Origin of the sequence: Streptomyces sp. NPDC058674 (assembly GCF_042716505.1) — a bacterium.
Classification (GTDB): Bacteria; Actinomycetota; Actinomycetes; order Streptomycetales; family Streptomycetaceae; genus Streptomyces.
This window is the reverse complement of record NZ_JBHXSC010000011.1, coordinates 104602-130068: the sequence shown is the minus strand read 5'-3', so window position 1 is coordinate 130068 and position 25467 is coordinate 104602. Positions and strand designations below refer to the sequence as shown.

Sequence of the window (25467 nt, the reverse complement as noted above, 5' to 3'; positions counted from 1 at the left end):
GTTTTTTTTCATTAACCCACAACCCGGCCCCCCCGTCAGAGGTGTACCCAAACCCGGGCCCGGTTCGCGGCGGGGCGGGGCCCCGGGCCGGGCCCCTCGCACGGGTGCGGGACGCGGCCCGCGGCGAAGGACGCCCACGCCGCCGGAGTCCGCCCGCTGCGGACGCGGCCGCGGGCGCCCCTCGGCCGAGGCGGGTCAGTTGAGGCGGGTCAGTCGAGACAGAACTCGTTGCCCTCGATGTCCTGCATGACGATGCACGACTCGTTGTCGTCGTCGGCGGCCAGCAGTCGCACGCGGACCGCGCCGAGCGCGACCAGCCGTGTGCACTCGGCCTCCAGTGCGGCGAGGCGCTCGTCACCCACGAGCCCGGTGCCCACCCGCACGTCCAGGTGGACCCGGTTCTTGACGGTCTTGCCCTCGGGAACCCGCTGGAAGTACAGCCGCGGGCCCGCGCCCGACGGGTCGACGCAGGCGGACGCCGAGCTCTGCGGCGGTACGACGTACCCCAACACCTCGCACCAGAAGCGGGCGACGCGCTCCGGCTCCGCGCAGTCGAAGGTGACTTGGAACTGCTTGATCGACGTCATCGGTCCACCATAGGCGCGTGCCGTTCACCGAGGCCAGAGGGTGTCGGGGGGCGACGGCGGGCAGGCCGCGCGTGGCGCGCTTGACAGGGAAATCGAACATCCATTCTGATTGGTTGTCCCAGCCGAACCGGTCGTGGAGGCGCGTTGTCAGTGGCAGGCATTAGCGTCAATGACGTGAAGCGATCGACTCAAGCAAATCGGGTGGAACCCATGGCAGGCACCGACCGCGAGAAGGCCCTCGACGCCGCTCTCGCACAGATTGAACGGCAATTCGGCAAGGGTGCGGTCATGCGCCTCGGCGACAAGCCGAACGACCCCATCGAGGTCATCCCCACCGGGTCGACCGCGCTGGACATCGCGCTCGGCGTCGGCGGGCTGCCCCGCGGCCGCGTGATCGAGGTCTACGGACCGGAATCCTCCGGCAAGACGACCCTGACCCTGCACGCCGTGGCCAACGCGCAGAAGGCCGGCGGCACCGTCGCCTTCGTGGACGCCGAGCACGCGCTCGACCCCGAGTACGCCAAGGCGCTCGGCGTGGACACCGACAACCTCATCCTGTCGCAGCCCGACACCGGTGAGCAGGCGCTGGAGATCGTGGACATGCTGGTCCGCTCCGGCGCCCTCGACCTGATCGTCATCGACTCCGTGGCGGCCCTCGTGCCGCGCGCCGAGATCGAGGGCGAGATGGGCGACTCCCACGTGGGTCTGCAGGCCCGCCTGATGAGCCAGGCGCTCCGGAAGATCACCGGTGCGCTCAACCAGTCCAAGACCACCGCGATCTTCATCAACCAGCTCCGCGAGAAGATCGGCGTGATGTTCGGCTCGCCGGAGACCACCACCGGTGGCCGCGCGCTCAAGTTCTACGCCTCCGTACGCCTCGACATCCGGCGCATCGAGACCCTCAAGGACGGCACGGACGCGGTCGGCAACCGCACCCGCGTCAAGGTCGTCAAGAACAAGGTCGCGCCGCCGTTCAAGCAGGCCGAGTTCGACATCCTCTACGGCCACGGCATCAGCCGCGAGGGGGGCCTGATCGACATGGGCGTCGAGCACGGCTTCGTCCGCAAGGCCGGCGCCTGGTACACGTACGAGGGCGACCAGCTCGGCCAGGGCAAGGAGAACGCGCGGAAGTTCCTCTGCGACAACCCCGCCCTCTCCGACGAGATCGAGCGGAAGATCAAGGAGAAGCTGGGCGTGGGCATCCGCAAGGACGCCGCCGCCCCCGAGGCCGCCGCAGCCGACGCCGCCGACTCCGCGGCCGCCGCCGCAGTGCCCGCCCCGGCAACGAAGGCCAAGACGACGGCCAAGGCCGCCGTGGCCAAGAGCTGACCCGTGCGGGAGCAGGAAGGGGGCGGCGAGCGCCGCGGCGGCCGTGAAGGCCGTCAGGAACTGCCGCCCCAGAGCCCCGAAGAGCAGGCGCGGGCGATCTGCCTGCGTCTGCTCACCGGGATGCCGCGCACCCGGCGGCAGCTCGCGGACGCCCTGGCGAAGCGGGGCATCCCCGAGGAGGTGTCCGAGCAGGTCCTCTCCCGGTACGAGGAGGTGGGCCTGATCGACGACGCCGCCTTCGCCGGAGCCTGGGTCGAATCCCGGCACCGCGGCCGGGGCCTGGCCCGCCGCGCGCTCGCCCAGGAGCTCCGTACCAAGGGGGTGCACACCACCCTCGTGCAGGAGGCGCTGGAACAGCTGGACTCCGAGCAGGAGGAGCAGACCGCCCGCGAGCTCGTGGAGCGCAAGCTCCGCGCCACGCGGGGACTGGACCGTGACAAGCGCATCCGGCGCCTCGCCGGGATGCTCGCCCGCAAGGGGTACCCGGAGGGCATGGCCCTGGGAGTGGTCCGCCGGGCGCTGGAGGCGGAGGGCGAGGACGCCGACGAGCCGGGGTATCCGGGGCAGTGACCTCGCCCGTCGGCCCGGGGGCGGGAGTGACCCCCGGGGGCGGCCCCGCCGAGGTCAGGTAGCGGCTCGCCGTCGCGCGAGCCGGGCCCGCCGGGCGTGCCTCCCTGTGGAGCGGGGCGCGTCAGAGAGTGGTGACCGGGAGGCCGGCCGCCTTCCAGGCCTGGAAGCCCCCCGCCAGGTCCGTGGCGCGGTGCAGGCCCAGGGCGTGCAGCGAGGCCGCCGCGAGGCTGGAGGCGTAGCCCTCGTTGCAGATCACCACCACCCGGAGGTCGTGGCCCGTCGCCTCGGGGACGCGGTGGCTGCCCTGGGGGTCCAGGCGCCACTCCAGTTCGTTGCGCTCGACCACCAGCGCACCCGGGATCAGGCCGTCCCGCTCGCGCAGGGCCTGGTAGCGGATGTCCACCAGCACCGCTCCCGCGCGCCAGGCGGCGTGGGCCTCCTCGGGGCCGACACGGGTGTAGCCCGCGCGGATCCGCTCCAGCAGCTCGTCGATGCCGACCGGGGCGCTCACTGCCAGTCCGCCGGGCGCTCGACGTGCTCCAGACCGAGGACCTGGCCGTCCCGGCTGTAGCGGCGGATCAGCGGCAGCGGCGGGTAGTAGGCATGGACCGAGACCGCGTGCTCGGTCGGGGACTCGTTCAGCACCTCGTGCACGTGGTGCTCGCCGAAAGCCCGCCCGCCGCCCGCCTCCACGTGCCGTTCACGGTCGACGCCGGGGGCCAGCTCCAGGGATTTCCAGCCCTCCGAGGGCAGGCGCACGGCCAGCGAGTTCTCGGTGAGCCGGCCGCGGGCGGTGGCGAAGGCGCCCCGCGACTCGGCGTGGTCGTGCCAGCCCGTGCCGGTGCCCGGCGGCCAGCCGATCAGCCAGGCCTCGCTGCCGCCCGGCCCGTCCAGTCGAACCCAGGTGCGGTCCTGCGGGTCCAGCGGCAGGGAGGCGACGACGCGGGGGTCGGCAGCGGTCGTGAGGGCGAAGTCGAGGAGCTGCCGGGCCGTGGGACCGCCGGCCGGTGCGGCGACGGACGCGGGGGCGGCGACGGGTGCGGGGACGGCGACCGGCCCGAAGGCGGCAACCGGCGCGGGCGCGACAGCCGGTGGGGCGACGGCAGCGGGCGCCGGGGCGTGCGTGGGTGCAGACATGGAGAAGACCGTTCCTGGGGTTCGCGGAGGTGCGCGCGGCCGGGGACGGCACGGGGCGCGCGGAGAAGAGGCGAATCAGCAGGAAGGGCGACACACGCAGCCCGCGTAGCGGAGCAGGTCCATGTGGACCCTCCGCCACAGGCGTACGTCGTTGCCGGTCATGTCCGCGAGTGAACCACGAGTCCGCGGGAGGGTCAATCGATCACGGCTGTAGGCGTGGTGGAGGGAGCGGGCAGCGCAGCCGGGCCCGGGGCCCCCGCCCGGACGGTGTCCGCCGCCTCGTACAGCTCGGCGGGGCGGACTCCCGCGAAGGTCGCCGCGAGGTGCCCGTCGGGCCGCACGAGGAGCACTGTGTGCGCCGGAGCACCCGGATAGCTGTCCGCGACGAGGAGGTCGGCGCGGACGGGCAGGGCGCTCACCGCGGCCGCGAGCCGGGGCATCAGTCCGGCCCCGAGCCAGTGCCGCCGGTCCCAGACCCCCGTGCCCGGTGCGACCAGGACCACCAGCAGCCGGCCGCCCAGCAGGTCGCGCAGCGGCACGGTGGAGCCGTCCGGCGCGGTCACCGCCACGTTCGCCACCGGACCGCCCGGATCGGTGGCCGTCGGCACCTCGCGTACGGCCACGGGCGGGGCGTACGCGGGCTGCGCGCCCAGCGGGCCCCGGCCCAGGTGGCCGTCGGTGAGCAGCGATTCGGCGGACCGGGTGGCTCCGGCGAGGTAGGTGCGCAGGCCGCCCCCGGCCCGCAGGACCGCCATCGCCTGGTCGGCCGCGCGCAGCCGGGCCGCGACGGCGGTGCGCCGTTCGGCCTCGTAGCTGTCGAGCAGCGCCTCGGACGCCCCCTGGTGCCAGGCCAGGGACAGTTTCCAGGCCAGGTTCTCGGCGTCCCGGAGCCCCTCCTCCACGCCCTGGGTGCCGAGCGCCCCCAGCAGGTGCGCGGCGTCCCCGGCCAGGAAGGCCCGGCCGTCGCGCCACCGCCGGGCGAGCCGGTGGTGCAGCGTGTGGACCCCCGTGTCGATCAGGTCGTACGGGGGAGTCCTCCCCCCGCACCACACCGCGAGGGTGTCCCGTACGAGGGTGACCAGCGCGTCGGGGGTCACCAGCCCGCCGCGCGGCGGGAGCAGCCAGTCCAGCCGCCACACCCCGTCCGGCAGCGGCCGGGCGGTGACCTCGTCGGGCCCGGACGGCGGACTGCGGTGCAGCAGCGCCTCGCCGGGCCAGGGCAGTTCGGTGCGCAGCGCGGCCACCGCGTGCCGTTCCACGGCCGTGCGGCCCGGAAAGCGGATGCCGAGCAGCTTGCGCACGGTGGAGCGCGGACCGTCGCAGCCGACCAGGTGGCTCCCGCGCCACCACGTGGTCTCGGAGCCGCGGGTGTGCGCGGTGATCCCGTGGCCGTCCTGTTCGACGGAGTCGAGCCTGCTCTCGGTGACCAGCCGGACGAGCGGATGCGCCGAGGCGGCGTCCCGCAGCCCGCGGGTGAGGGCGTGCTGCGGCAGGTGGAGGGGGGCGGGACCGTCGTCGAAGGTGCTCCGCCGGGGCGACTGCCGGCGGCGCACGGTGCGCCAGGCGGCGAAGTACGCCCCCTCGTCGCGCAGGGTCGCGCAGCCCAGCCGGTTCACCATGGCCGCCGTGTCGGAGTGCAGGACGACCGTACGGGCCGGTCGGGGCTCCTCCTTGCCGGGCCCCTCGTCGAGCACGACGGTGGGCACGCCCTGGCCGGCCAGGGCGAGGGACAGGGAGAGTCCTACGGGCCCCGCGCCGACGACGATCACCGGGTCCATGGCGCGGCTCCCGATGTCCGGTATGTGATCACAGAACGTATGCAACCCACTGAAGGTGCCCGCGTCAAGTGACGCCGGTCGCGACAACGCCGTGTGGTGCGGCGGAAGAGCTTCCGCCGCACCACACGGGCTACGCGCTATGACTGACCGTACGTCAGACCCGCCGGGGGGTCCGAAGCGGGAGGGGGTCAGACCCCGCCGCCCCCGCCGCCACCGGTGGCCATGTCCGACACATCGTCCGCGCCGACCACCGCGCCAGTGCCCTTCTTCGACTTCCGCAGCCGGCCCTCCAGCCAGGAGGCGAAGGTGGTGAGGCCGAAGTTGACCACGATGTAGATCAGGGCGATCACGACGAGCGTCGCGATGGTGTTGCTGTAGTTGGCCGAGATCTGCCGGTTCATCGACAGCAGTTCGGCCAGGCCCAGCAGCGAGCCGCCGAGCGCGGTGTCCTTGAGGATCACCACGAGCTGGCTGACCAGGGCCGGCAGCATCGCGGTGACGGCCTGCGGGATCAGGACGTAGACCATGGTCTGGCCCTTGCGCATGCCGATGGCCTTGGCCGCGTCCGTCTGGCCGGAGGGCAGGGACAGCACGCCCGCCCGGACGATCTCGGCGATGACGGCCGCGTTGTAGAGCACCAGGCCGGTGATGACCGCGTACAGCGGCCGGACGTCCGAGGGGACGGTGGTGAACTGCACGTACAGCGCGGAGCCGAACAGCATCAGCATCAGCACCGGGATGGCGCGGAAGAACTCGACGACCGCGCCGACCGGGACGCGCACCCACGCGTGGTCGGAGAGCCGCCCGATGCCCAGCAGGGCGCCCAGCGGGATCGCGATCACCATGGCGATCACACCGGCCTTGAGGGTCTCCAGCAGGCCGGGGATCAGATACGTGGTCCAGACCTGGCTGTCGGTGACGAACGGCGTCCACTTGTCCGCGTCGAGCTGGCCCTTCTCGCCCATGAGCGCGAGCACCCACCACGCGACCAGTCCGAACAGGACGACGAAGATACCGCTGTAGATCCAGTTGCGGGCCTTGGCCCGGGGGCCCGGGGCGTCGTAGAGCACCGAGGTCATCGCTTCACCGCCACTCGCTTGGCCACCCAGCCCAGGAGCAGGCCGGTGGGCAGGGTCAGCAGGACGAAGCCGAGGGCGAAGACGCCGAAGACGGCGAACAGCGCGTCGGCCTCGTTCTCGACCATTTCCTTCATCAGCAGGGCCGCTTCGGCCACACCGATGGTCGCCGCCACCGTGGTGTTCTTGGTGAGCGCGATCAGTACGTTGGCGAGCGGTGCCACGACCGCCCGGAAGGCCTGGGGGAGCACGATCAGGGTGAGTACCTGGAAGAAGCTCAGTCCCAGGGCGCGGGCCGCCTCGGCCTGGCCCACCGGTACGGTGTTGATGCCCGAGCGCAGGGCCTCGCAGACGAAGGTGCCGGTGTAGGCGACGAGCCCGAGGATCGCGAGCTTGAAGCCGATCTCCTTGAAGGTTCCGCCGCCCAGCTCGATGCCGAGGGTTTGGTTGAGGCCCAGCGAGCAGCCGATGATCAGCACGGTCAGCGGCGTGTTGCGCACGAGGTTGACGTAGGCGGTGCCGAAGCCCCGCAGCAGCGGGACCGGACTGACCCGCATCCCGGCCAGGACGGTGCCCCATATGAGGGACCCGACCGCCGAGTAGAGGGTGAGCTGAACCGTCACCCAGAAGGCTCCGAGCACGTCGTACTGCCCGGAATCAAGAAAATCGACCCGGTGGCCCTCGCCTCTCCCCAGCAGGGCGGGTGGGGGGCGCGGCCGCCCGTGACAGGGGGGCGGGGGGGCACCTCACCGGTGAATCAGCTGCCTTCGGTGATCTGCGGGGCCGGCTCGTTCTTGTAGCCGGCCGGGCCGAAGTTCTTCTTCACGGCCTCGTCCCAGGCGCCGTCCGAGACCATCTTCTTGAGCGCGGCGTTGATCTTGGTCTGGAGCTCCTTGTCGCCCTTCTTCAGACCGATGCCGTAGTTCTCGTTGCTCAGGCTGAGCCCGACCAGCTTGAACTTGCCCTTGTTGGCCTCCTGCGAGGCGTAGCCCGCCAGGATCGAGTTGTCCGTGGTGAGAGCGTCGAGCTTCTTGTTCTCAAGGCCGGTCAGGCACTCGGAGTAGCCGCCCTGCTCCAGCAGGTCGGCCTCGGGGGCCAGCTTGGTCTTGACGTTCTGCGCCGAGGTCGAGCCGGTGACCGAGCAGAGCTTCTTCTTGTTCAGGTCCTCGGCCTTGGTGATGGTCGAGTCGTCGGCGCGGACCAGCAGGTCCTGGTGCGCGAGGAGGTACGGGCCGGCGAAGTCGACCTTCTCCTTGCGCTTGTCGTTGATCGAGTAGCTCGCGACGACGAACTTGACGTCGCCGTTCGCGATCAGGTTCTCGCGCTCGGCGCTGACCGCCTGCTTCCACTCGATCTGCTCCGGCTTGTAGCCGAGCTCCTTGGCCACGTAGGTCGCGACGTCCACGTCGAAGCCCGTGTACTTGCCGTCGGGGGTCTTGAGGCCCACACCCGGCTGGTCGAACTTGATGCCGATGACGACCTTGTCCTTGCCGTCGCCGGAACCGGAGCCGCCGCCACAGGCGGTCGCGGTCAGGGCGAGGGCGACGGCAACGGCCGCGGCCGAAGCGACCTTGGAGATCTTCATGGTGAACTTCCCTCGGATGAGACGTAGTTGAACGACGAAGCGACGCGTGCGGGACGGACACCGCCGGGCCGCAGGGGCCGAGCGGTGATCCGTCACCGGATGACTACCAGACCGAACCGTCAGTGGTGCAGGATCTTCGACAGGAAGTCCTTGGCGCGGTCGCTGCGCGGGTTGCTGAAGAACTGCTCGGGCGCGGCCTCTTCGACGATCTTTCCGTCGGCCATGAAGACCACGCGGTTGGCCGCGGAGCGGGCGAAGCCCATCTCGTGCGTCACCACCACCATCGTCATCCCCTCCCGGGCGAGCTGCTGCATGACCTCCAGCACCTCGTTGATCATCTCCGGGTCGAGCGCCGAGGTCGGCTCGTCGAACAGCATCACCTTCGGGTCCATCGCCAGCGCGCGGGCGATCGCCACGCGCTGCTGCTGGCCGCCCGAGAGCTGCGCCGGGTACTTGTCGGCCTGCGATCCGACGCCCACCCGGTCCAGCAGGGACACGGCCTTCTCGCGGGCGGCCTTCTGGTCGGTCTTGCGGACCTTGAGCTGGCCCAGCATGACGTTCTCCAGCACCGTCTTGTGCGCGAAGAGGTTGAACGACTGGAACACCATGCCGACGTCGGCACGCAGCCGGGCCAGCTCCTTGCCCTCCGCGGGCAGCGGCTTCCCGTCGAGCGTGATGGTGCCCGAGTCGATCGTCTCCAGGCGGTTGATGGTCCGGCACAGCGTGGACTTGCCCGATCCCGAAGGACCGATCACGACGACGACCTCACCGCGGGCAATGCTCAGATCGATGTCCTGAAGCACGTGCAGCGCGCCGAAGTGCTTGTTGACGTTGCTCAGTACGACCAGGTCGTCCGCGGCACCGGCCGCGTCCTGTACGTCCTTGGTCACTGATACTCCGCTCATCGGCTTCTTGCTCCGTCCTCCTCGGTTGGGAGGACAGTAGTGACGTGGTGCGCACATCGTCAGCACATCTGAGGGAGAATTGAGCATAACGATCCGGCCTCGCCCGGATACGCTCCGTGCGCGCGGCCCGCACGGCGCCCGTGTGAGCGTACCGGGTGCGTAACGGTAGGCGCGCCGGGCCGGAACCCCCTTGACGTGGGACTCCGCATCGGCGTGGATGCAGGGTGGCCATGCGTACGGAAGCCGAAGAACACGAGAAGGAGAGGGGGACGGCATGAGACTGCTGCTCGTCGAGGACGACGACCACGTCGCCGCCGCCCTGTCCGCGATCCTCGCCCGGCACGGCTTCCGGGTCACCCACGCCCGCAACGGCGAAGAGGCCCTGCAGGCGCTGCTGCCCGCCGGAGCCCCGCCCTTCGGCGTGGTCCTGCTCGACCTGGGCCTCCCCGACCAGGACGGGTACGAGGTCTGCGGCAAGATCCGCAAGCGCACCGCCACCCCCGTGATCATGGTGACCGCGCGGGCCGACGTCCGCTCGCGCATCCACGGCCTGAACATGGGCGCCGACGACTACGTCACCAAGCCCTACGACACCGGCGAGCTCCTCGCCCGCATCCACGCCGTGGCCCGGCGCACCGGGGCCTCCGAGGAGGCCGCCGCCACCGGGACGGGCACGCCCGCCCTGGTCCGCTTCGGCTCCGTCAGCATCGAGCTGCCCACCCGCCGCGTCAGCGTCGACGGCGCCGACGTGCCCCTCACCCGCAAGGAGTTCGACCTGCTGGCCCTGCTCGCGCAGCGGCCCGGAGTCGTCTTCCGCCGCGAACAGATCATCAGCGAGGTGTGGCGCACCAGCTGGGAGGGGACCGGGCGCACCCTGGAGGTGCACGTCGCCTCGCTGCGCTCCAAACTGCGCATGCCCGCCCTCATCGAGACCGTCAGGGGCGTGGGCTACCGGCTCGTCGCCCCGGCCGCCCCCTAGCGGGCCACCGGCGTGCGCACCCGGCTGCTCCCGCTGCTCGTCGTCCTGATGGCGGGCACGCTGCTCGCCCTCGGCTTCCCGCTGGCCGTGAGCCTGGCCGCCGGGCAGCAGCAGAAGGTGGTCGTCGACCGGATCGACGACAGCGCCCGCTTCGCCGCCCTCGCCCAGTTCGTCATCGACGCCGAGGGCTCCGGCTCCTCCGGAGCCGACGAGCGCCGCGCGACCCTCCAGGAGGAGCTCGCCCGCTACGAGCAGCTGTACGGCATCCGCGTCGGCATCTTCTACCGCGACGACAACGCCATGGTCCGGGCCCCCGGTTGGTGGCAGCTCCCCGAGTCGGGCGAGGGAAGGACCGCCTTCAAGGCGGCGCTCGCCGGGCGGCGCAGCCACGACCCCGCGCAGGTGTGGCCCTGGCAGACCCGCGGCACGATCCTCGTCGCCTCCCCGGTGGTCCTCGACGGGGACGTCGTCGCCGTCGTCGCCACCCAATCGCCGACCGACCTGATGCGCGCCCGCATCCTGCGGGGGTGGCTGTTCATCGCCGGCGGGCTCGCCGCCGCCATGCTCGTGGCATTCGGCGCCGCGCTGCGCCTCACCAGCTGGGTGCTCAAGCCCGTACAGACCCTGGACGCGGCCGCCCACGGCATCGCCACCGGACGGATGAACTCCCGGGTCGTGGCCGCCGGCGGGCCGCCGGAACTGCAGCGCCTGGCCCGTTCCTTCAACGAGATGGCCGACAACGTCGAAGAGGCGCTGGAGCAGCAGCGGGCGTTCGTCGCGGACGCCTCCCACCAGTTGCGCAACCCGCTCGCCGCACTGCTCCTGCGGATCGAGCTGCTGGCCCTGGAGCTGCCCGAGGGCAACGAGGAGATCGCCTCCGTGCGCACCGAGGGCAAGCGCCTGACGCAGGTCCTGGACGACCTGCTCGACCTGGCGCTCGCCGAACACGCCTCCGCCGTGCTCAGCCTCACCGACATCGGGGCGCTCGCCGAGGAGCGGGTCGCCTCCTGGCGGCCGTACGCCGAGGAGAAGGGCGTACGGCTCACCGCGACGGGGCGGTCCGCCGTCACCGGCTGGGCCGACCCCATCGCCCTGTCCAGCGCGCTCGACGCCGTCATCGACAACGCCCTCAAGTTCACCCCCGCCGACGAGGAGGTCGAGGTGTCCGTCGCCGCCGTCGGACGCACCGTCCGCGTGGTCGTCGCCGACCGGGGGCCGGGGCTGACCGAGGACGAGATGCAGCGCGTCGGCGACCGCTTCTGGCGCAGCGGCAGGCACCAGAACGTCAAGGGCTCCGGGCTCGGACTGTCGATCTCCCGCACGCTGCTCGCCGCGGGCGGCGGCACCCTGACGTACGAGAAGAACCCCCCGCACGGACTGCGGGTGACGGTCTCCGTGCCCCGCACCGAGCCCCACACGCCCTGAGGCGCGCCCGCCGGCGCCCGTGAGGGGGTGGCCGCAGACGGCTCAGCGGGGGGTGGCCGCAGACGGCTCAGCGGACGGCGGCCCCCCAGGCCAGGCGGGTGCGGGCCGGGGCGGACACCGCGTACAGCTCGTCCACCGCCCGCACCTCGAACACGACCGCCCGCTCCCGGCCGGCGCGCGGGACGGCCGGGAGGTGGAGGGCCGTTCCGCAGGTGCCGCCGAGGAAGCGGCGGGCGCCGTCCGGCAGGACGCGGGACACCTCGTGGTGGCGGACGGCGCCGGCCCCCCGGCGCCAGGACAGCCGGACCGAGGCGCGGCCGTCCTGCACCGCAGAGGCGTCCACGGTGAGCGCGGAGGGCGGGGCCGGCCGCCGGTCGGCGGAGCCGTCGCGCACCGACAGCGCGCCGAGCCGCCAAACGGCCGGGGCGCCCCCGGGGGCGCTGATCCGTACGGCCAGTCCGTACGCCGTCCTGCCCGCCAGCGGCGCGAGCCCGACCCGCGCCGTGTGCCAGCCCCGCCCGGTGCCGGGCGGACCGGCCGACAGCCAGGTGTACGGGACCGGCGCCCCGGGGGCCGCCGCCTCGCGGACGGCCACGCCGACCTCCACCGTGACCGGGCCGCCCGCCTCGGTGGCGTGCACCAGCTCCAGCACGGTGGAGCGGGTCAGCGGCAGCCGGGTGGAGTGCAGCCCGACCGCGGCCGGGGCGGTGAGCCGCCCCGCGACCAGCAGGCTGGAGCCGCCGCGCCAGGCGCGCGAGAAGTCCAGTCCCACGGTGGGGCGTTCGCCGGTGGTGCGGACGACCCAGCGGCGGCCCGGGAGGCGGTCCTGGAGTCCGAGGTGGTTCCACGGGGTGTCGGACACGGCCTCGCCCGCCTCGTACCAGCGCTCCCCGTGGCCGGTGTTGAAGGCGCAGGCGAACGGCAGCGCGGAGACCGTCGACCGGTCGGCGACGACCGTGGCGGGGGCCCGCCAGGACGCGTCGGGCGCGGGGCGGGAGGGGTCGAGGGACTCACCCGTCCAGAACCGGTCGTCGGCGCGGTGGAAGGCGCCGGGGGAGCGGTCGGCGAGGTGGTTGCGCGTCCACTCGGGCCGGTAGAGGCCGTAGCTGACGACGTGGTCGCGGTCGCGCGGGACGATCGCGTCCCACCGGGCCTCGGTGTTCCAGCCGTCGGACTCCACGTCGACACCCGCCCAGAGCTCGTGGCGGCTGCGGCCCAGCCGCTCCGCCAGCGCGCCCGAGGAGGCCAGCGTCTGCGCGGTCCAGCGGAAGTCCACGAACACCGAGTCCGCGACCGGGCCCCGGCGGTCCTCGAAGAACTCCTGGTTGAGCCCGTTCAGGGCGCCCTGCCAGCCGACCCTGCCGGTGTTGTTCATGGCGTCGTACCAGGTGGTGCGCAGCCCGTGCGGCTCGCCCGCCGCGCGCAGCGCGCGCAGGAACTCCCGCATCCGCACGGCGAGTCCGCTGTCGCCGCCGTCGGTCTCGGCATTGACGAACCATCCGTCGAAGCCGTGGGCGACCGCGACGCGGACCAGCTGCCCGGCGAGGGGGAAGCGGCCGTGGGAATCCCGCTGGACGAGCTCCCGCGTCCAGCGGAGGTCGCCGCCGTACGCCACGGGCGGCAGGAAGACGTTGCCCAGGACGCGGACGCCGTTGCGGTGGGCGGCGTCGGTCACGGGCGCGTTGGGGGCGAGCACGATCCCCTCGCCGGCTGAGCCGCCCCAGAAGACCAGCTCGTCGAGGTACGCCCAGTGGGTGGGCGCGTAGTGGTCGGCGGTGGCGGAGCCCTGGGAGGGGTTCCGGGCGGTGGGGCCGAAGGAGACGAGGGCGGAGATCCGGGCCTGTCCGGCGCGGGCGCCCGGATGGGGCGGGACCGGGGTGAAGCGCGGGGCCAGCGGGACGCTGGAGGTGTTGTGCGGCAGGTCGGGGTCGCTCTCCGGGGCCCACCGCTTGAGCGAGCGCCAGACGACGCCCGGACCGGGGGAGCCCGGGGGGACGGAGTCCGGGAACCAGTAGGAGGCGTACGGGGCCAGGTCGTCCGGCACCGGAGTGCCGCTCGGCGCCCCGGCTCGGGCGGACGCCGCACCGGCCGGGACGGGCGTACCCAGCAGCGCGGCGGCCCCGGCGCCGGCCCCGGCGGCGAGCAGCCCGCGCCGGGTGGGGCGCGGGAACGGGCGGGCGGTGCCGGTGCGGGGGTCGAGGCGGTCGCCGGTCTCGGACATGCGGGGCTCCTCCGGAGGGGTCGGGCGGGTGGACGGCCCCGGGCTCGGCGCCGGGACGGCCCCCGCGGCCGGGCGGGGCGGGGGCCTTCGCCGGTGGGCGGGTGGCCGGGCGGCTCCGTGGCACGTCGGGCCGTGACGGGCCGGGGCATGCCGGTCAGGTGAGGGGCGGGGCGGGGAGTACCCGCGTGATGCCGCGTGCCGCCAGGTGGGCCGCGTCCTCGGCGAGTTCGGCCAGCACCACCGCCGGCCGGACCCCGTCGGCGGTGAGCGCCGCCCAGGCCTCGAAGAACGCGCCGCCCGGGGCGCACACCGAGCGCCGCGGCGCCTCCTGTGCCCCGCCCACGTCCACGGCCAGGGCGGTGGTCCGTACGGCGGGCCGGTGCTTGCGGCCCCGCCACTCCTCGGTGATACGGGCGACGGCCGCGCCGGCCGGCTTGGTCCGGCGGTCGTTGGTGAGCAGCCCGAGGCCGTACTCCACCTCCGGGAAGTCCGCCAGGTCCCGGGACACGTCGTGCGAGGACCACCAGGTCACTCCCCAAAGATCCGTGCAGTCCAGGGCGTTGGCCAGGGTCGCCGTAGTGAACCGCGCCGCCCGCTCCGGCCCGATCAGCGGCGCCGGCGCCCCGACCTCCTGGAGCCATACCGGGCGCCGCGGGTCCGGGGCCCAGGCCTTGGACAGCTCGATCAGGTACGCGGCATGGTGCTCGGTCGCCGTCCCGGCCGGGCCGTGGCGCTGGGCGGTGCCGTTGAACACCCAGGAGTGCACCGCGGTGGCCGCCCCCAGCCGGGCCGCCTGGGCCGCGGTGAAGGGGTGGCCGTCCCGGTACCAGGCGGCGTCGTACTCCGCGTGCACGTGGAAACGGCCCGGCGCACCCTCCTCGCACGCGGCGAGCATCCGCTCCAGCCAGCGCCCGGCCTGCTCGCGGGTGATCCGGTCGGGGTCGGGGTGGGGGTCGTCGGAGAACTGGTTGACCTCGTTCCCCACCGTCATGCCCAGGAAGTTGGACCGCTCGGCCAGGGCGTCGGCCAGGGTGCGCAGGTACTCCTCCTGGCCGGAGACCACCTCGGGGTCGGTGAAGAGGCCGCGCCGGTGCCAGGTCCCCGTCCAGGAAGGCAGGAAGTCGAAGCTCGACAGGTGCCCCTGCAGCCCGTCCACGGCGACGTCGAGCCCGCGCGCGGCGGCCGCGTCGGCGAGCGCGACGAGCTGCTCGACGGCGCGCGGCCGGATGAGCGTCCGGTTCGGCTGGAACACCGGCCACAGCGGGAAGACGCGGACGTGGTCCAGGCCGAGCGACGCGATGGAGTCGAGGTCGGCCGCGACCTCGTCGAGGTCGAAGTCCAGCCAGTGGTGGAACCAGCCCCGCGCCGGCGTGTAGTTCGCGCCGAAGCGCAGGGTGCGGGGGGCGGCCTCTGCGGGCATGCGGCTCCCTGGAGTCCTGAGGAATTCTCCGGGCGACACCACAAGCTGCCGGGTCATGCGGGAGCAAGTCAACAGGGCCTCGAACCGACGGACTTCGTGCTCCCGCGGGTGAGGGGGCGCCGACCTGCGGAGCCGCCTGCTCATACCGACCCGGCAGGTACCCGGCCGGCTGTCGAGCGTGGCCCGCCGGAGCCCCGCGAGAGCGCGGCGCCGCCCCCGGCGCATACTGATTCCCGAACCCTCCCTGGAGCCGCCACCGTGACCAGCCCCGCCGCACCCCTTCCCGTACCGCGGGCCGACGCCCCGGCCTCCGGCCCGACGGTGGCGATCGACATCGGCGGCACGAAGATCGCCGGGGCGCTGGTGCACCCCGACGGCACGATGACGGCCACCACCCGCCGCCCGACCCCGCGCGGCACGGACGCGGAGGCCGTCATGGCCGCGGTGGCCGAGGTCGTCGCCGACCTGTCCGGCTCCGAGCTGTGGTCCTCGGCGGTCCGCTGCGGGATCGGCAGCGCCGGTCCCGTGGACACCTCCAGGGGCACGGTCAGCCCGGTCAACATCGGAGCGTGGCGGGATTTCCCGGTACACGCCCGGATCGCGGCGGAGCTCGCGGCGCGCGGCGCCGAACTGCCCACCGTGCTGGTCGGCGACGGCGTGGCGATGACCGCCGCCGAGCATTGGCTGGGCGCGGCCCGCGGGCACGCGAACGCCCTCTGCATGGTGGTCTCCACGGGGGTCGGCGGCGGGCTCGTACTGAACAACCGGCTCCACCCCGGCCCCACCGGCAATGCGGGTCACATCGGCCACATCAGCGTCGCCTTCGACGGCGAGCGGTGCGCCTGCGGCGGCCACGGCTGCGTCGAGTCGATCGCCTCCGGCACGGCCATCGCCCGCTGGGCCCTGGCGCAGGGCTGGACCCCCGGCGAGGACGCCACCGCGGCGGGCGTGGCGGTCGCCGCCGGGGCCGGGGACCCGATCGCGCTGGCCGCCTTCGACCGGGCCGGGCGCGCCCTGGCCGCTGCCATCGCGGCCACCGCGACCCTGGTCGAGACCGACATCGCCGTCATCGGCGGCGGCGTGGCGGCCTCCGGAGACGTCCTCTTCGCGCCGATCCGGCGCCACCTGGCCGCCTACGCCGCGCTCTCCTTCGTCAAGGACCTGCAGGTGGTGCCGGCGACGCTGGGCACCCACGCGGGGCTGATCGGCGCGGCCGCGGCGGCGGCGATGCTGCTGCCGGGATGACGGGCACGGGCGACGGCGACGGGCGCCGTCCGGCCCTGGGCGGGCGGGCGCCGGGTACGGGCGCGGGCCCGGCGCGGCCCGCGGGGACCGCTACGGCTTGACGGACCGGTAGTACCGCCGGGCGCCCTCGTGCAGTTCCAGCGGGTCGGTGTAGATCGCCGTCCGCAGGTCCACCAGCTGCGCGGCGTGCACCACGCCCCCGATCCTGTCGCGGCTGTCGATCACCGTCCGCGTGAACTGCTCGGTCAGCTCCGGGTCGGCGTTCTCCGTGGTCACCAGCAGATTGGGCACGGCGAGCGTGGCCACGGCGCCGGTGTTGCGGGCCAGCGCGTAGGCGTCCTGCGGCATCACGGCGGCCCGGTAGTGGCGTGCGGGGCTTCCGCTGTCCTGAAGCTGCTCCACCAGGTCGCCCAGCTGCACCAGACGGATCTCGAACCGCTCCGACAGCTCGCGCACCGCGTTCGTCGGGAGGCCGCCGGACCAGAAGAAGGCGTCGATCCGGCCCGCCTCCAACTCGGCCGGCATGGTGTCGATGCCGATGGACACCGGAGTGACGTCCCGTGCGGGGTCCAGGCCGGCCGCCGTCAGGAGGCGCTCCGATATGAGCCGTACCCCCGAGCCGTCCTGGCCGATCGCCACCCGCAAGCCGCGCAGGTCCCGCGCCGACTGCACCCGGGACCCGGCGGGCACCACCAGCTGCACGTAGTCGTCGTAGAGCCGGGCGCACCCGCGCAGCCGGTCCGCTCCCGGCTTCCGGTCGATCCCGTACTTGGAGACGGCGTCGGCCGTCGCCACCGTGAAGTCGGCCTCCCCGGAGGCGACCCGCCGGAGGTTCTGCTGCGAGCCCTCGCTCGTCTCCAGGCGCACCGTCATCTCGGGCATGTCCTGGCGCAGCTCCTGTTCGAGCAGCTCGCCGTAGCGGTGGTAGACGCCGTTACGGACCCCCGTGCTGAAGGTCAGCCCACCCCTGAGCTCCGGCTCCCCGAAAGGTTTCAGCCACCACACCAGGACACCGAGCACGGCCAGAACGGCCACCAGGGCCCGCAGGCCGTGGCGCCTGCTGATCCGGGGCGGTACGAGAGGCATGGCCGCGATCCTGCCACCCGCCCGCCGTCCTGTCACGGCACGGCCGCCTTCCGGCGGGCGGGGCACCCGGCGGACCGGAGGGCTCCCGGGTACCGCCTACCCTTGTTGCATGACCAGCAGCAGCGACCGGAGCACGGCAGTGGACGTCAAGGGAACATACGAGGTGCGCACCTACGGGTGCCAGATGAACGTGCACGACTCCGAGCGGCTGTCCGGTCTGCTGGAGGGCGCCGGCTACACGCGCGCCCCCGAGGGCTCCGACGGCGACGCTGACGTCGTCGTCTTCAACACCTGCGCCGTCCGCGAGAACGCCGACAACAAGCTGTACGGCAACCTCGGCCGGCTCGCCCCCATGAAGACCAAGCGCCCCGGCATGCAGATCGCCGTCGGAGGCTGCCTCGCCCAGAAGGACCGCGACACCATCGTCAAGCGGGCCCCCTGGGTCGATGTGGTCTTCGGCACGCACAACATCGGCAAGCTCCCCGTGCTGCTGGAGCGCGCCCGGATCCAGGACGAGGCGCAGGTCGAGATCGCCGAGTCGCTGGAGGCCTTCCCCTCCACGCTCCCGACCCGCCGCGAATCCGCGTACGCCGCCTGGGTCTCGATCTCCGTCGGCTGCAACAACACCTGCACCTTCTGCATCGTCCCGGCGCTGCGCGGCAAGGAGGAGGACCGCCGGCCCGGCGACATCCTCGCCGAGGTGGAGGCCCTCGTCGCCGAGGGCGTCTCGGAGATCACCCTGCTCGGCCAGAACGTGAACGCGTACGGCTCCGACCTGGGCGACCGCGAGGCCTTCAGCAAGCTGCTGCGGGCCTGCGGGCAGATCGAGGGCCTGGAGCGGGTCCGCTTCACCTCCCCGCACCCGCGCGACTTCACGGATGACGTGATCGCGGCGATGGCGCAGACCCCGAACGTCATGCCGCAGCTGCACATGCCGCTGCAGTCCGGCTCGGACCGCATCCTGAAGGCGATGCGCCGCTCGTACCGGCAGGAGCGCTTCCTCGGCATCATCGAGAAGGTCCGCGCCGCCATCCCGCACGCGGCGATCTCCACCGACATCATCGTCGGCTTCCCCGGCGAGACGGAGGAGGACTTCCAGCAGACCATGCACACCGTGCGCGAGGCGCGCTTCGCGAACGCCTTCACCTTCCAGTACTCCAAGCGGCCCGGCACCCCCGCCGCCGACATGGACGGGCAGATCCCCAAGGAGGTCGTCCAGGAGCGCTACATGCGCCTGGTCGCCCTCCAGGAGGAGATCTCCTGGGAGGAGAACAAGAAGCAGGTCGGCCGCACGCTGGAAGTCATGGTCGCGGAGGGCGAGGGCCGCAAGGACGGCGCCACCCTGCGCCTCTCCGGCCGCGCCCCCGACAACCGGCTGGTGCACTTCACGAAGCCGGAGGCGGAGGTCCGCCCGGGTGACGTCGTCGTCGTGGACATCACCTACGCGGCCCCGCACCACCTCCTGGCCGAGGGTCCCACCCTGACGGTGCGCCGCACCCGCGCCGGCGACGCATGGGAGAAGCGCAACGCCGCCCCGGCCGGGCCGGCGGGCGTCATGCTCGGCATCCCGACGCTGGGCGTCCCGGCCCCCCTCCCGGCGGCCGCCTCCGGCTGCGCGGCCCCGCAGGGCTGACCGGCCGCGCGGCCCCGCGGGGCCGGCGGCCCGGGCCGGCCGGGGGCGGGCCGCGTTAGGCTGCTGATCATGCTTGTAGCCGCCGCCGTCTGTCCCGCCCCGCCGCTGCTCGTGCCCGAGGTCGCCGCCGGGGCCGCCGCCGAGCTCGGCGCCGCCCGCACCGCCTGCTCCGACGCCCTCGCCGTGCTCGCGGCCTCCCGTCCCGACCTGCTGGTCGTCGTCGGGGCCGCCGACCGGGACCACCGGGGGCCCTACCCCCAGGGCTCCCGCGGCAGCTTCCGCGGCTTCGGGGTCGAGGCCGGCGTACAGCTCGGAGAGGGCGACGAGGGGCCGCGCCTGCTGCCCCCCTCGCTCGCCGTCGGGGCCTGGCTGCTGCGCCGCGCCCGCTGGGGCGCGGCCCCCGTCGAGGGGCTCGGCGTGGCGGAGGCGCTGGACACCGCGCGCTGCCTGGAGGCGGGCCGGGAGATCGCCGCCCGCGCCGCCCGGGTCGCGCTCCTCGTGATGGGCGACGGCAGCGCCTGCCGGACCCTCAAGGCCCCCGGCTACCTCGACGAGCGCGCCGCCGGCTTCGACGCGGCCGCGGCCCGCGCCCTCGGCGCCGCCGACACGGCCGCCCTCGCCGCCCTCGACGCCGGGCTCGCCGCCGAACTCCAGGCCGCGGGCCGGGCGGCCTGGCAGGTCCTGGCCGGCGCCGCCGAGGGAGCGGGCCTGGACGGGCGCCTGCTGTACGAGGACGCGCCGTACGGCGTCGGGTACGTCGTCGCCGCCTGGTCGTGACCTCCGTGCGCCGCCGGGCCCGGCCCTCGGGCCCGGTCCGGCGCCCGGCCGCCCGGTCCGGTCCGGCGCCCGCCCGGCACGACGGAAGGGGCGCGCACCGGCCCAAGCCGGTGCGCGCCCCTTTCCCGAAACCGCGTCAGGAAGCGACCGGCGGCGTCGGCCCGCCGGGAGCGTCCTTGTGAGCGACCTTGCCCAAGGCCTCCTTGGCCTTGCCCGTACCGCTCGTGATCTGACCGCTGTACTTGCCCTTGGTCTTGGAGTCCACGGCCTTGGCGACCTTGTCCAGGCCTTCGCTGATCCTGCCCTCGTTCTTCTGGGCGAGGCCCCCGACCTTGTCCTTCGCCGGGGCGAGCTTGGCCTTCAGATTGTCCAGCAGACCCATGGGGCACCTTCCGTTCGGCAGTGGCTACGTACGGGCGCCCTCGCCGGCCTCGCTGTCCGCGGCCACCGCTGCGGACTGCTGCTTCGGAATCTCCACGGCCTCCGCCGCCGGAGCTTCCGCAACAACCGCCCCGGCCTCGGCCTCCTCGGCCGTACCGGACTCCGGAGTCAGGGTCTCGGTCGCGTCCTGCTCGGTCGCGTCCTCGTCCTTACCGCCGAAAAGCCGACGAAAAATGCCCATCTCTACTCCCATAACGCTACTCGTGTGAGTGGAGTTCCGCTGCGGCCGGACCGGCCTGCCAGGCGCGTGCGCCTTGGCGGAACCACGTCAGGGCAACGACGTGGACTCCGCCCCGTCACCTCACCCGTTCGGGTACATGCCGCGGGGTTTGCGAGGATGGGGTCGTGAGGAAAGCAGCCCCCGCCCCGCGGGTCATCGCCGTCGTAGGACCCACCGCGGCCGGAAAGTCCGATCTGGGCGTGGCCCTGGCCCGTCATTTCGACGGCGAAGTCGTCAACGCCGACTCCATGCAGCTCTACCGGGGGATGGACATCGGCACCGCGAAGCTGACGACCGCGGAGCGCGGCGGAGTCCCGCACCACCTCCTCGACGTCTGGGAGGTCACCGAGACCGCGAGCGTCGCCGAGTACCAGCGCCTCGCCCGCGCCGAGATCGACGCCCTCCTCGCCCAGGGCCGCACGCCGGTCCTCGTCGGCGGATCCGGCCTCTACGTCCGGGGCGCCCTCGACGCCATGGAGTTCCCCGGCACCGACCCGGAGGTCCGCGCCCGGCTGGAGGAGGAGGCCACGCTCCGCGGCCCCGGAGCCCTGCACGCACGGCTCGCCGCGGCCGACCCGGCCGCCGCGCGGGCCATCCTGCCCAGCAACGGCCGCAGGATCGTCCGCGCGCTGGAGGTCATCGAGATCACCGGCCGCCCCTACACCGCCAACCTCCCCGGCCACGAGTCCGTCTACGACACCGTGCAGATCGGCGTCGACGTGGCCCGGCCCGAACTCGACGAGCGGATCGCACAGCGCGTCGACCGCATGTGGGAGGCCGGGCTGGTCGACGAGGTCCGCGCGCTGGAGGCCCGCGGTCTGCGCCACGGAATGACCGCCTCCAGGGCGCTCGGCTACCAGCAGGTGCTCACCGCGCTCGCGGGGGAGTGCACCGAGGACGAGGCGCGGACCGAGACCGTCCGCGCCACGAAGCGCTTCGCGCGCCGCCAGGACTCGTGGTTCCGCCGCGACCCGCGGGTGCACTGGCTCAGCGGGGCCGCCGCCGACCGGGGGGAACTCCCCGGACTCGCGCAGTCGTTGGTCGAACGAGCGGTCACAGCCTGATCACGTGATGGCATCGGGACGCCCCGGGCGCCTGTCGCGGGCCCGGGACCGTGCCATCATCAAACTCGTGCCGGTGCGGTCACCGGCGGCGAACTGCGGCGTACTGAGTCCGAGTGGGGAGGGCGCGTGGCGATGGAGGCCGGCCCTCGTGACACCGGGCGGGACGAGACCCTGCGGGAAGCGGACCCGATGCTTCTCGACGGGCCGGACGGGTCCGTCGGACCTGACGGCCCCGCAGCGCTCGGCCTGCCCGCCGAACCGGCGCGCCTGACCCCCGACGGGCCGGACGCCCCGGACTCCGCCGAGGCCCAGGCGGCCGCCGGCCCCGCGGTCGAGGTCGAACTGCGCCCCCAGCGACGCCTGCGCCTGTGGCAGATCGCCCCCATCGTGATGCTCGCCGCGGCCGGCTCGCTGATGTTCGCCTTCCCGCTCGCCTTCGAGTTCGGCGACGGCGGAGCCGTGGTCGCCATGCTCGGCTTCCTCATCAGCTGCTGCGCCGGCGGCTGGGGGATGATGGCCGCGCGCCGCGTCGGCTACACCTGGCCCGGCCTCCCGGCCCGGGGGAGCGGCCGCCGCCCCGACTGGCGCATGGCCGCGCTGTACGCGGCCCTCGCCCTCGCCGTCGTCGCCCTGGCCGTCTACCGGGTCGCCCGCCTGCGCTGAGGGCCGTACCCCTGGGGACCGCGCCCGACCGCCCCGCCCCCGGCGTACACCCCGCGGACCTGCGGACACCACCCCGCGGACCCGACGGACACCCCGCGGACCGCTCGGCGCCGCACCCGGGGCCCTCGGTACGATGGCCCGGTGACGCAGACCAGCCTCTCCTTCCTCAAGGGCCACGGCACCGAGAACGACTTCGTGATCGTCCCGGACCCGGACAACACCGTCGAGCTGCCCGCATCCGCCGTCGCCGCCCTGTGCGACCGGCGCGCCGGGATCGGCGCCGACGGCGTCCTCCACGTGGTGCGGTCCGCGGCCCACCCCGAGGCGGCGCACCTGGCCGACGAGGCCGAGTGGTTCATGGACTACCGCAACGCCGACGGCTCCATCGCCGAGATGTGCGGCAACGGCGTGCGCGTCTTCGCCCGCTACCTCCAGCACGCCGGCCACGTCGAGCCCGGCGACCTCGCCGTCGCCACCCGGGGCGGGGTCAAGCGGGTCCACCTCGACAAGACGGGCGACGTCACCGTCTCCATGGGCCGCGCCGAGCTCCCCGATGGCGACGTCACCGTCGGCGTCGGCGCCCGGACCTGGCCCGCGCGCAACGTGAACATGGGCAACCCGCACGCCGTCGCCTTCGTCGACAGCCTCGACGACGCCGGCACCCTCGACACCGCCCCGGCCTTCTCCCCGGCGTCCGCCTACCCGGCCGGAGTCAACGTCGAGTTCGTCGTCGACCGCGGCCCCCGGCACGTCGCCATGCGCGTCCACGAGCGCGGCTCGGGCGAGACCCGCTCCTGCGGCACCGGCGCCTGCGCGGTCGCCGTGGCCGCCATCCGCCGCGACGGCGCCGACCCGGCGGCCACCGGCGAACCGGCCACGTACACCGTCGACCTGCCCGGCGGAACCCTGACGATCACCGAGCACCCGGACGGCCGGATCGACATGACCGGACCGGCCGTCATCGTCGCCGCCGGGGAGTTCGACCCCGCCTGGCTCACCGAAACGGCTTTCGGCTGAAGCTTCCCTCCAATAGGTGATCCGTTTCACGCTGCGCGAGAGGTGGACTGCGCCACGTGGTGGGGTCGGTAACATCAGGCACCGGCCCTGAGGGCTCACCGCATGCCCGCCACCGCCGGTCGAAGCCGCCGGAGGTGCCCATGAGTGCAGAGGCCACGAACCCCGAAGCACATCCCGACGCGCGCCCTGAGCTCCGCAGACGGGGCCGGACCAGGCTCGATCTGCGCCGCCTCGGGCGCGCGGCCCTGCTCGGGCCGACGTCCCGGGACCGTCTCCCGGACGCGATCGGACACGTCGCCGAGGCGCACCGCGCCCACCATCCGGACGCCGACCTGTCCGTTCTGCGCCGTGCCTACCTGCTCGCCGAGACCTCGCACCGCGGTCAGATGCGCAAGAGCGGTGAGCCGTACATCACACATCCGCTCGCCGTCACCCTGATCCTGGCCGAACTGGGCGCCGAGACAACGACCTTGACGGCCTCGCTCCTCCACGACACCGTCGAGGACACCGAGGTGACCCTCGACCAGGTCGGCGAGGAGTTCGGCGACGAGGTCCGCTTCATCGTCGACGGCGTCACCAAGGTGGAGAAGATCGACTACGGCGCCGCCGCCGAGCCCGAGACCTTCCGCAAGATGCTCGTCGCCACCGGCAACGACGTCCGCGTGATGTCCATCAAACTCGCCGACCGCCTGCACAACATGCGGACCCTGGGCGTCATGCGCCCCGAGAAACAGGCCCGCATCGCCAAGGTCACCCGCGACGTCCTCATCCCGCTCGCCGAACGGCTCGGCGTCCAGGCCCTGAAGACCGAGCTGGAGGACCTCGTCTTCGCGATCCTGCACCCCGAGGAGTACGAGCGCACCCGCGCCCTCATCGCTGCTCACGCCGGCGAGCGCGACCCGCTGCCCGCCATCGCCGACTCCGTACGGGCCGTGCTGCGCGACGCCGGCATCGCCGCCGAGGTCCACGTCCGGCCGCGGCACTTCGTCTCCGTCCACCGCATCGCCCTCACACGCGGCGAGCTGCGCGGCTCCGACTTCGGCCGCATCCTCGTCCAGGTCGGCGAGAACGCCGACTGCTACGCGGTCCTGGGCGAGCTCCACACCTGCTTCACCCCGGTCGTCTCCGAGTTCAAGGACTTCGTCGCCGCCCCGAAGTTCAACCTCTACCAGTCCCTGCACACGGCCATCGCCACGCCCGAGGGGTACGTCGCCGAGGTCATCGTCCGGACCCGGCAGATGCACCGCGTCGCCGAGGCGGGCGTGGTGGCGCTCGGCAATCCCTACGCCACCGGCACCTCGCCGGACGCCGCCGACTGCGACGAGGAGCGGGTGGACCCGACCCGGCCCGGCTGGCTCTCCCGGCTGCTCGACTGGCAGCAGTCCGCGCCCGACCCCGACACCTTCTGGACCGTCCTGCGCGCCGAGCTCGCCCAGGACCGGGAGATCACCGTCTTCCGCGCCGACGGCGGCACCCTGGGCCTGCCGGCCGGCGCCAGCTGCATCGACGCCGCCTACGCCCAGCACGGCGAGGCGGCCCACGGCTGTATCGGCGCCCGGGTCAACGGGCGCCTCACCTCCCTCTCCTCCGGCCTCGCCGACGGGGACACCGTCCAGCTGCTGCTCGCGCACGACGCCTCCTCCGGGCCCGCCGCCGAGTGGCTGGACCACGCGCGGACCCCCGCCGCCAGGATCGCGATCAGCAGCTGGCTCCAGGCCCATCCCGACCCGGCGATGGGCACCACCAGCGCCGCCCGCGCACCGCTGTCCGTCGTCGGAGCCCGGGGCGGCGGCGGCAACGCCGTCGCCGACCTGCCCGACGCCACCGTGCGGCTCGCCGGGTGCTGCACCCCGGTACCGCCCGACGCGGTCGCCGGGTTCGTCGTCCGGGGCGGAGTCGTCACCGTGCACCGCGTGCAGTGCGCCACCGTGGCCCAGATGCGCGCGGTGGGCCGCACCTCGGTCGCCGTGCACTGGCGTGCCACGGCGGACTGCCGGGTCACCCTGCTCGCCGAATCGTTCGGCCGCCCGCACCTGCTGGCCGACCTGACCGAGGCCATCGCCCGCGAGGGCGTCGAAGTCGTCTCCGCGACCGTGGAGCCCCCGGTCGAACAGCGGGTCCGGCACACCTACACGCTCCTGCTGCCCGACGCGACGGGCCTGACCGCCCTGATGCGCGCCATGCGGGACGTGCCGGGGGTCTACGACGTCAGCCGCGCGTAGCGTCCTCCGCCGCCGGACCCACCCGTACGGGTGGCCCCCTCGCGCGCCGGGCGCACCCGCGGTGCGGGGCCTGGTAAGCGGTGGTGG

25 protein-coding genes are annotated in these 25467 nt (G+C 73.6%); 11 read left to right on the top strand and 14 right to left on the bottom strand.

Features of this window, described 5'->3' with window-relative positions:
- Positions 1-209: 209 nt before the first annotated feature.
- Positions 210-587: a VOC family protein gene (locus ACFWU6_RS09035; RefSeq protein ID WP_383810699.1), complete on the bottom strand. Its 378-nt coding sequence runs from the start codon at positions 585-587 to the stop codon at positions 210-212.
- Between the two features lie 210 nt (positions 588-797).
- Here ACFWU6_RS09035 and recA point away from each other — a divergent pair, with 210 nt between their 5' ends.
- Together recA and recX are read left to right on the top strand one after the other, a co-directional pair.
- On the top strand, positions 798-1916 hold the full coding sequence (gene recA, locus ACFWU6_RS09030) for a recombinase RecA (protein ID WP_383810696.1): 1119 nt from the start codon (positions 798-800) through the stop codon (positions 1914-1916).
- A gap of 3 nt (positions 1917-1919) precedes the next feature.
- Positions 1920-2486 (top strand): recombination regulator RecX, encoded by a 567-nt coding sequence (gene recX / locus ACFWU6_RS09025; protein WP_383810693.1) that lies wholly within the window; start codon positions 1920-1922, stop codon positions 2484-2486.
- Positions 2487-2607: 121 nt separating this feature from the next.
- Here the strand turns inward: recX and ACFWU6_RS09020 are convergent, their stop codons facing one another.
- The 8 genes from ACFWU6_RS09020 to ACFWU6_RS08985 form a co-directional block, all read right to left on the bottom strand.
- Complete coding sequence (locus tag ACFWU6_RS09020) at positions 2608-3003, bottom strand: rhodanese-like domain-containing protein (RefSeq protein ID WP_383979661.1); 396 nt, start codon at positions 3001-3003, stop codon at positions 2608-2610.
- Positions 2994-3623, bottom strand: a complete 630-nt coding sequence (locus ACFWU6_RS09015; protein WP_383979643.1) for a cysteine dioxygenase — start codon at positions 3621-3623, stop codon at positions 2994-2996. Before ACFWU6_RS09015 ends, ACFWU6_RS09020 begins: the two co-directional genes overlap by 10 nt.
- Positions 3624-3698: 75 nt before the next feature.
- Positions 3699-3785 carry a putative leader peptide gene (locus ACFWU6_RS09010; protein ID WP_311318651.1) on the bottom strand — a complete coding sequence of 29 codons (87 nt, stop codon included), beginning with the start codon at positions 3783-3785 and terminating at the stop codon, positions 3699-3701.
- Positions 3786-3817: 32 nt separating this feature from the next.
- The gene (locus ACFWU6_RS09005; protein ID WP_383979640.1) at positions 3818-5401 is read right to left on the bottom strand and encodes an FAD-dependent oxidoreductase; all 1584 of its coding nucleotides are present in this window, start codon (positions 5399-5401) and stop codon (positions 3818-3820) included.
- A 188-nt stretch (positions 5402-5589) separates the two neighbouring features.
- Positions 5590-6480 (bottom strand): amino acid ABC transporter permease, encoded by an 891-nt coding sequence (locus tag ACFWU6_RS09000; RefSeq protein WP_383979637.1) that lies wholly within the window; start codon positions 6478-6480, stop codon positions 5590-5592.
- Complete coding sequence (locus tag ACFWU6_RS08995; protein ID WP_383979658.1) at positions 6477-7172, bottom strand: amino acid ABC transporter permease; 696 nt, start codon at positions 7170-7172, stop codon at positions 6477-6479. Before ACFWU6_RS08995 ends, ACFWU6_RS09000 begins: the two co-directional genes overlap by 4 nt.
- Positions 7173-7234: 62 nt before the next feature.
- On the bottom strand, positions 7235-8062 hold the full coding sequence (locus ACFWU6_RS08990; protein WP_383810680.1) for a glutamate ABC transporter substrate-binding protein: 828 nt from the start codon (positions 8060-8062) through the stop codon (positions 7235-7237).
- Positions 8063-8181: 119 nt separating this feature from the next.
- On the bottom strand, positions 8182-8967 hold the full coding sequence (locus ACFWU6_RS08985) for an amino acid ABC transporter ATP-binding protein (protein ID WP_383810677.1): 786 nt from the start codon (positions 8965-8967) through the stop codon (positions 8182-8184).
- A 274-nt stretch (positions 8968-9241) separates the two neighbouring features.
- On the opposite strand from ACFWU6_RS08985, the gene ACFWU6_RS08980 reads away from it, so the two are divergent.
- Together ACFWU6_RS08980 and ACFWU6_RS08975 are read left to right on the top strand one after the other, a co-directional pair.
- Complete coding sequence (locus ACFWU6_RS08980; protein ID WP_383810674.1) at positions 9242-9946, top strand: response regulator transcription factor; 705 nt, start codon at positions 9242-9244, stop codon at positions 9944-9946.
- A gap of 12 nt (positions 9947-9958) precedes the next feature.
- Positions 9959-11371: an ATP-binding protein gene (locus tag ACFWU6_RS08975; protein ID WP_383810672.1), complete on the top strand. Its 1413-nt coding sequence runs from the start codon at positions 9959-9961 to the stop codon at positions 11369-11371.
- A 67-nt stretch (positions 11372-11438) separates the two neighbouring features.
- Here the strand turns inward: ACFWU6_RS08975 and ACFWU6_RS08970 are convergent, their stop codons facing one another.
- Both ACFWU6_RS08970 and ACFWU6_RS08965 read right to left on the bottom strand, forming a co-directional pair.
- A complete protein-coding gene (locus ACFWU6_RS08970; protein ID WP_383979634.1) occupies positions 11439-13592 on the bottom strand; it encodes an endo-beta-N-acetylglucosaminidase in 2154 nt (717 codons plus the stop codon).
- Between the two features lie 154 nt (positions 13593-13746).
- On the bottom strand, positions 13747-15012 hold the full coding sequence (locus ACFWU6_RS08965; RefSeq protein WP_383810668.1) for a glycosyl hydrolase: 1266 nt from the start codon (positions 15010-15012) through the stop codon (positions 13747-13749).
- 321 nt (positions 15013-15333) lie between these two features.
- On the opposite strand from ACFWU6_RS08965, the gene ACFWU6_RS08960 reads away from it, so the two are divergent.
- Complete coding sequence (locus ACFWU6_RS08960) at positions 15334-16257, top strand: ROK family protein (RefSeq protein ID WP_383979653.1); 924 nt, start codon at positions 15334-15336, stop codon at positions 16255-16257.
- Between the two features lie 90 nt (positions 16258-16347).
- On the opposite strand, the gene ACFWU6_RS08955 is transcribed toward ACFWU6_RS08960, so the two are convergent.
- Positions 16348-17343 (bottom strand): TAXI family TRAP transporter solute-binding subunit, encoded by a 996-nt coding sequence (locus tag ACFWU6_RS08955; RefSeq protein ID WP_383810665.1) that lies wholly within the window; start codon positions 17341-17343, stop codon positions 16348-16350.
- A 109-nt stretch (positions 17344-17452) separates the two neighbouring features.
- Here ACFWU6_RS08955 and miaB point away from each other — a divergent pair, with 109 nt between their 5' ends.
- Positions 17453-18976, top strand: a complete 1524-nt coding sequence (gene miaB / locus ACFWU6_RS08950) for a tRNA (N6-isopentenyl adenosine(37)-C2)-methylthiotransferase MiaB (RefSeq protein ID WP_383810662.1) — start codon at positions 17453-17455, stop codon at positions 18974-18976.
- Positions 18977-19045: 69 nt separating this feature from the next.
- Positions 19046-19753, top strand: coding sequence for a hypothetical protein (locus ACFWU6_RS08945; RefSeq protein ID WP_383979630.1), 708 nt, complete (start codon positions 19046-19048; stop codon positions 19751-19753).
- 136 nt (positions 19754-19889) lie between these two features.
- Here ACFWU6_RS08945 and ACFWU6_RS08940 read toward each other — a convergent pair whose 3' ends face one another.
- Together ACFWU6_RS08940 and ACFWU6_RS08935 are read right to left on the bottom strand one after the other, a co-directional pair.
- The gene (locus ACFWU6_RS08940; protein ID WP_383808318.1) at positions 19890-20135 is read right to left on the bottom strand and encodes an antitoxin; all 246 of its coding nucleotides are present in this window, start codon (positions 20133-20135) and stop codon (positions 19890-19892) included.
- A gap of 24 nt (positions 20136-20159) precedes the next feature.
- Entirely contained in the window at positions 20160-20375 is a 216-nt protein-coding gene (locus ACFWU6_RS08935) for a gliding motility protein (protein WP_383979625.1), read from the bottom strand.
- A 164-nt stretch (positions 20376-20539) separates the two neighbouring features.
- Between ACFWU6_RS08935 and miaA the strand changes: the two genes are divergently transcribed.
- The 4 genes from miaA to ACFWU6_RS08915 all read left to right on the top strand — a co-directional run bounded on the left by miaA (position 20540) and on the right by ACFWU6_RS08915 (position 25380).
- Entirely contained in the window at positions 20540-21478 is a 939-nt protein-coding gene (miaA, locus tag ACFWU6_RS08930) for a tRNA (adenosine(37)-N6)-dimethylallyltransferase MiaA (protein ID WP_383979620.1), read from the top strand.
- A 126-nt stretch (positions 21479-21604) separates the two neighbouring features.
- Positions 21605-22141: a hypothetical protein gene (locus ACFWU6_RS08925; RefSeq protein ID WP_383808327.1), complete on the top strand. Its 537-nt coding sequence runs from the start codon at positions 21605-21607 to the stop codon at positions 22139-22141.
- A 141-nt stretch (positions 22142-22282) separates the two neighbouring features.
- Positions 22283-23158 carry a diaminopimelate epimerase gene (dapF, locus tag ACFWU6_RS08920; protein ID WP_383979613.1) on the top strand — a complete coding sequence of 292 codons (876 nt, stop codon included), beginning with the start codon at positions 22283-22285 and terminating at the stop codon, positions 23156-23158.
- A gap of 140 nt (positions 23159-23298) precedes the next feature.
- Positions 23299-25380 (top strand): RelA/SpoT family protein, encoded by a 2082-nt coding sequence (locus ACFWU6_RS08915; RefSeq protein ID WP_383979606.1) that lies wholly within the window; start codon positions 23299-23301, stop codon positions 25378-25380.
- Positions 25381-25467 lie beyond the last annotated feature (87 nt).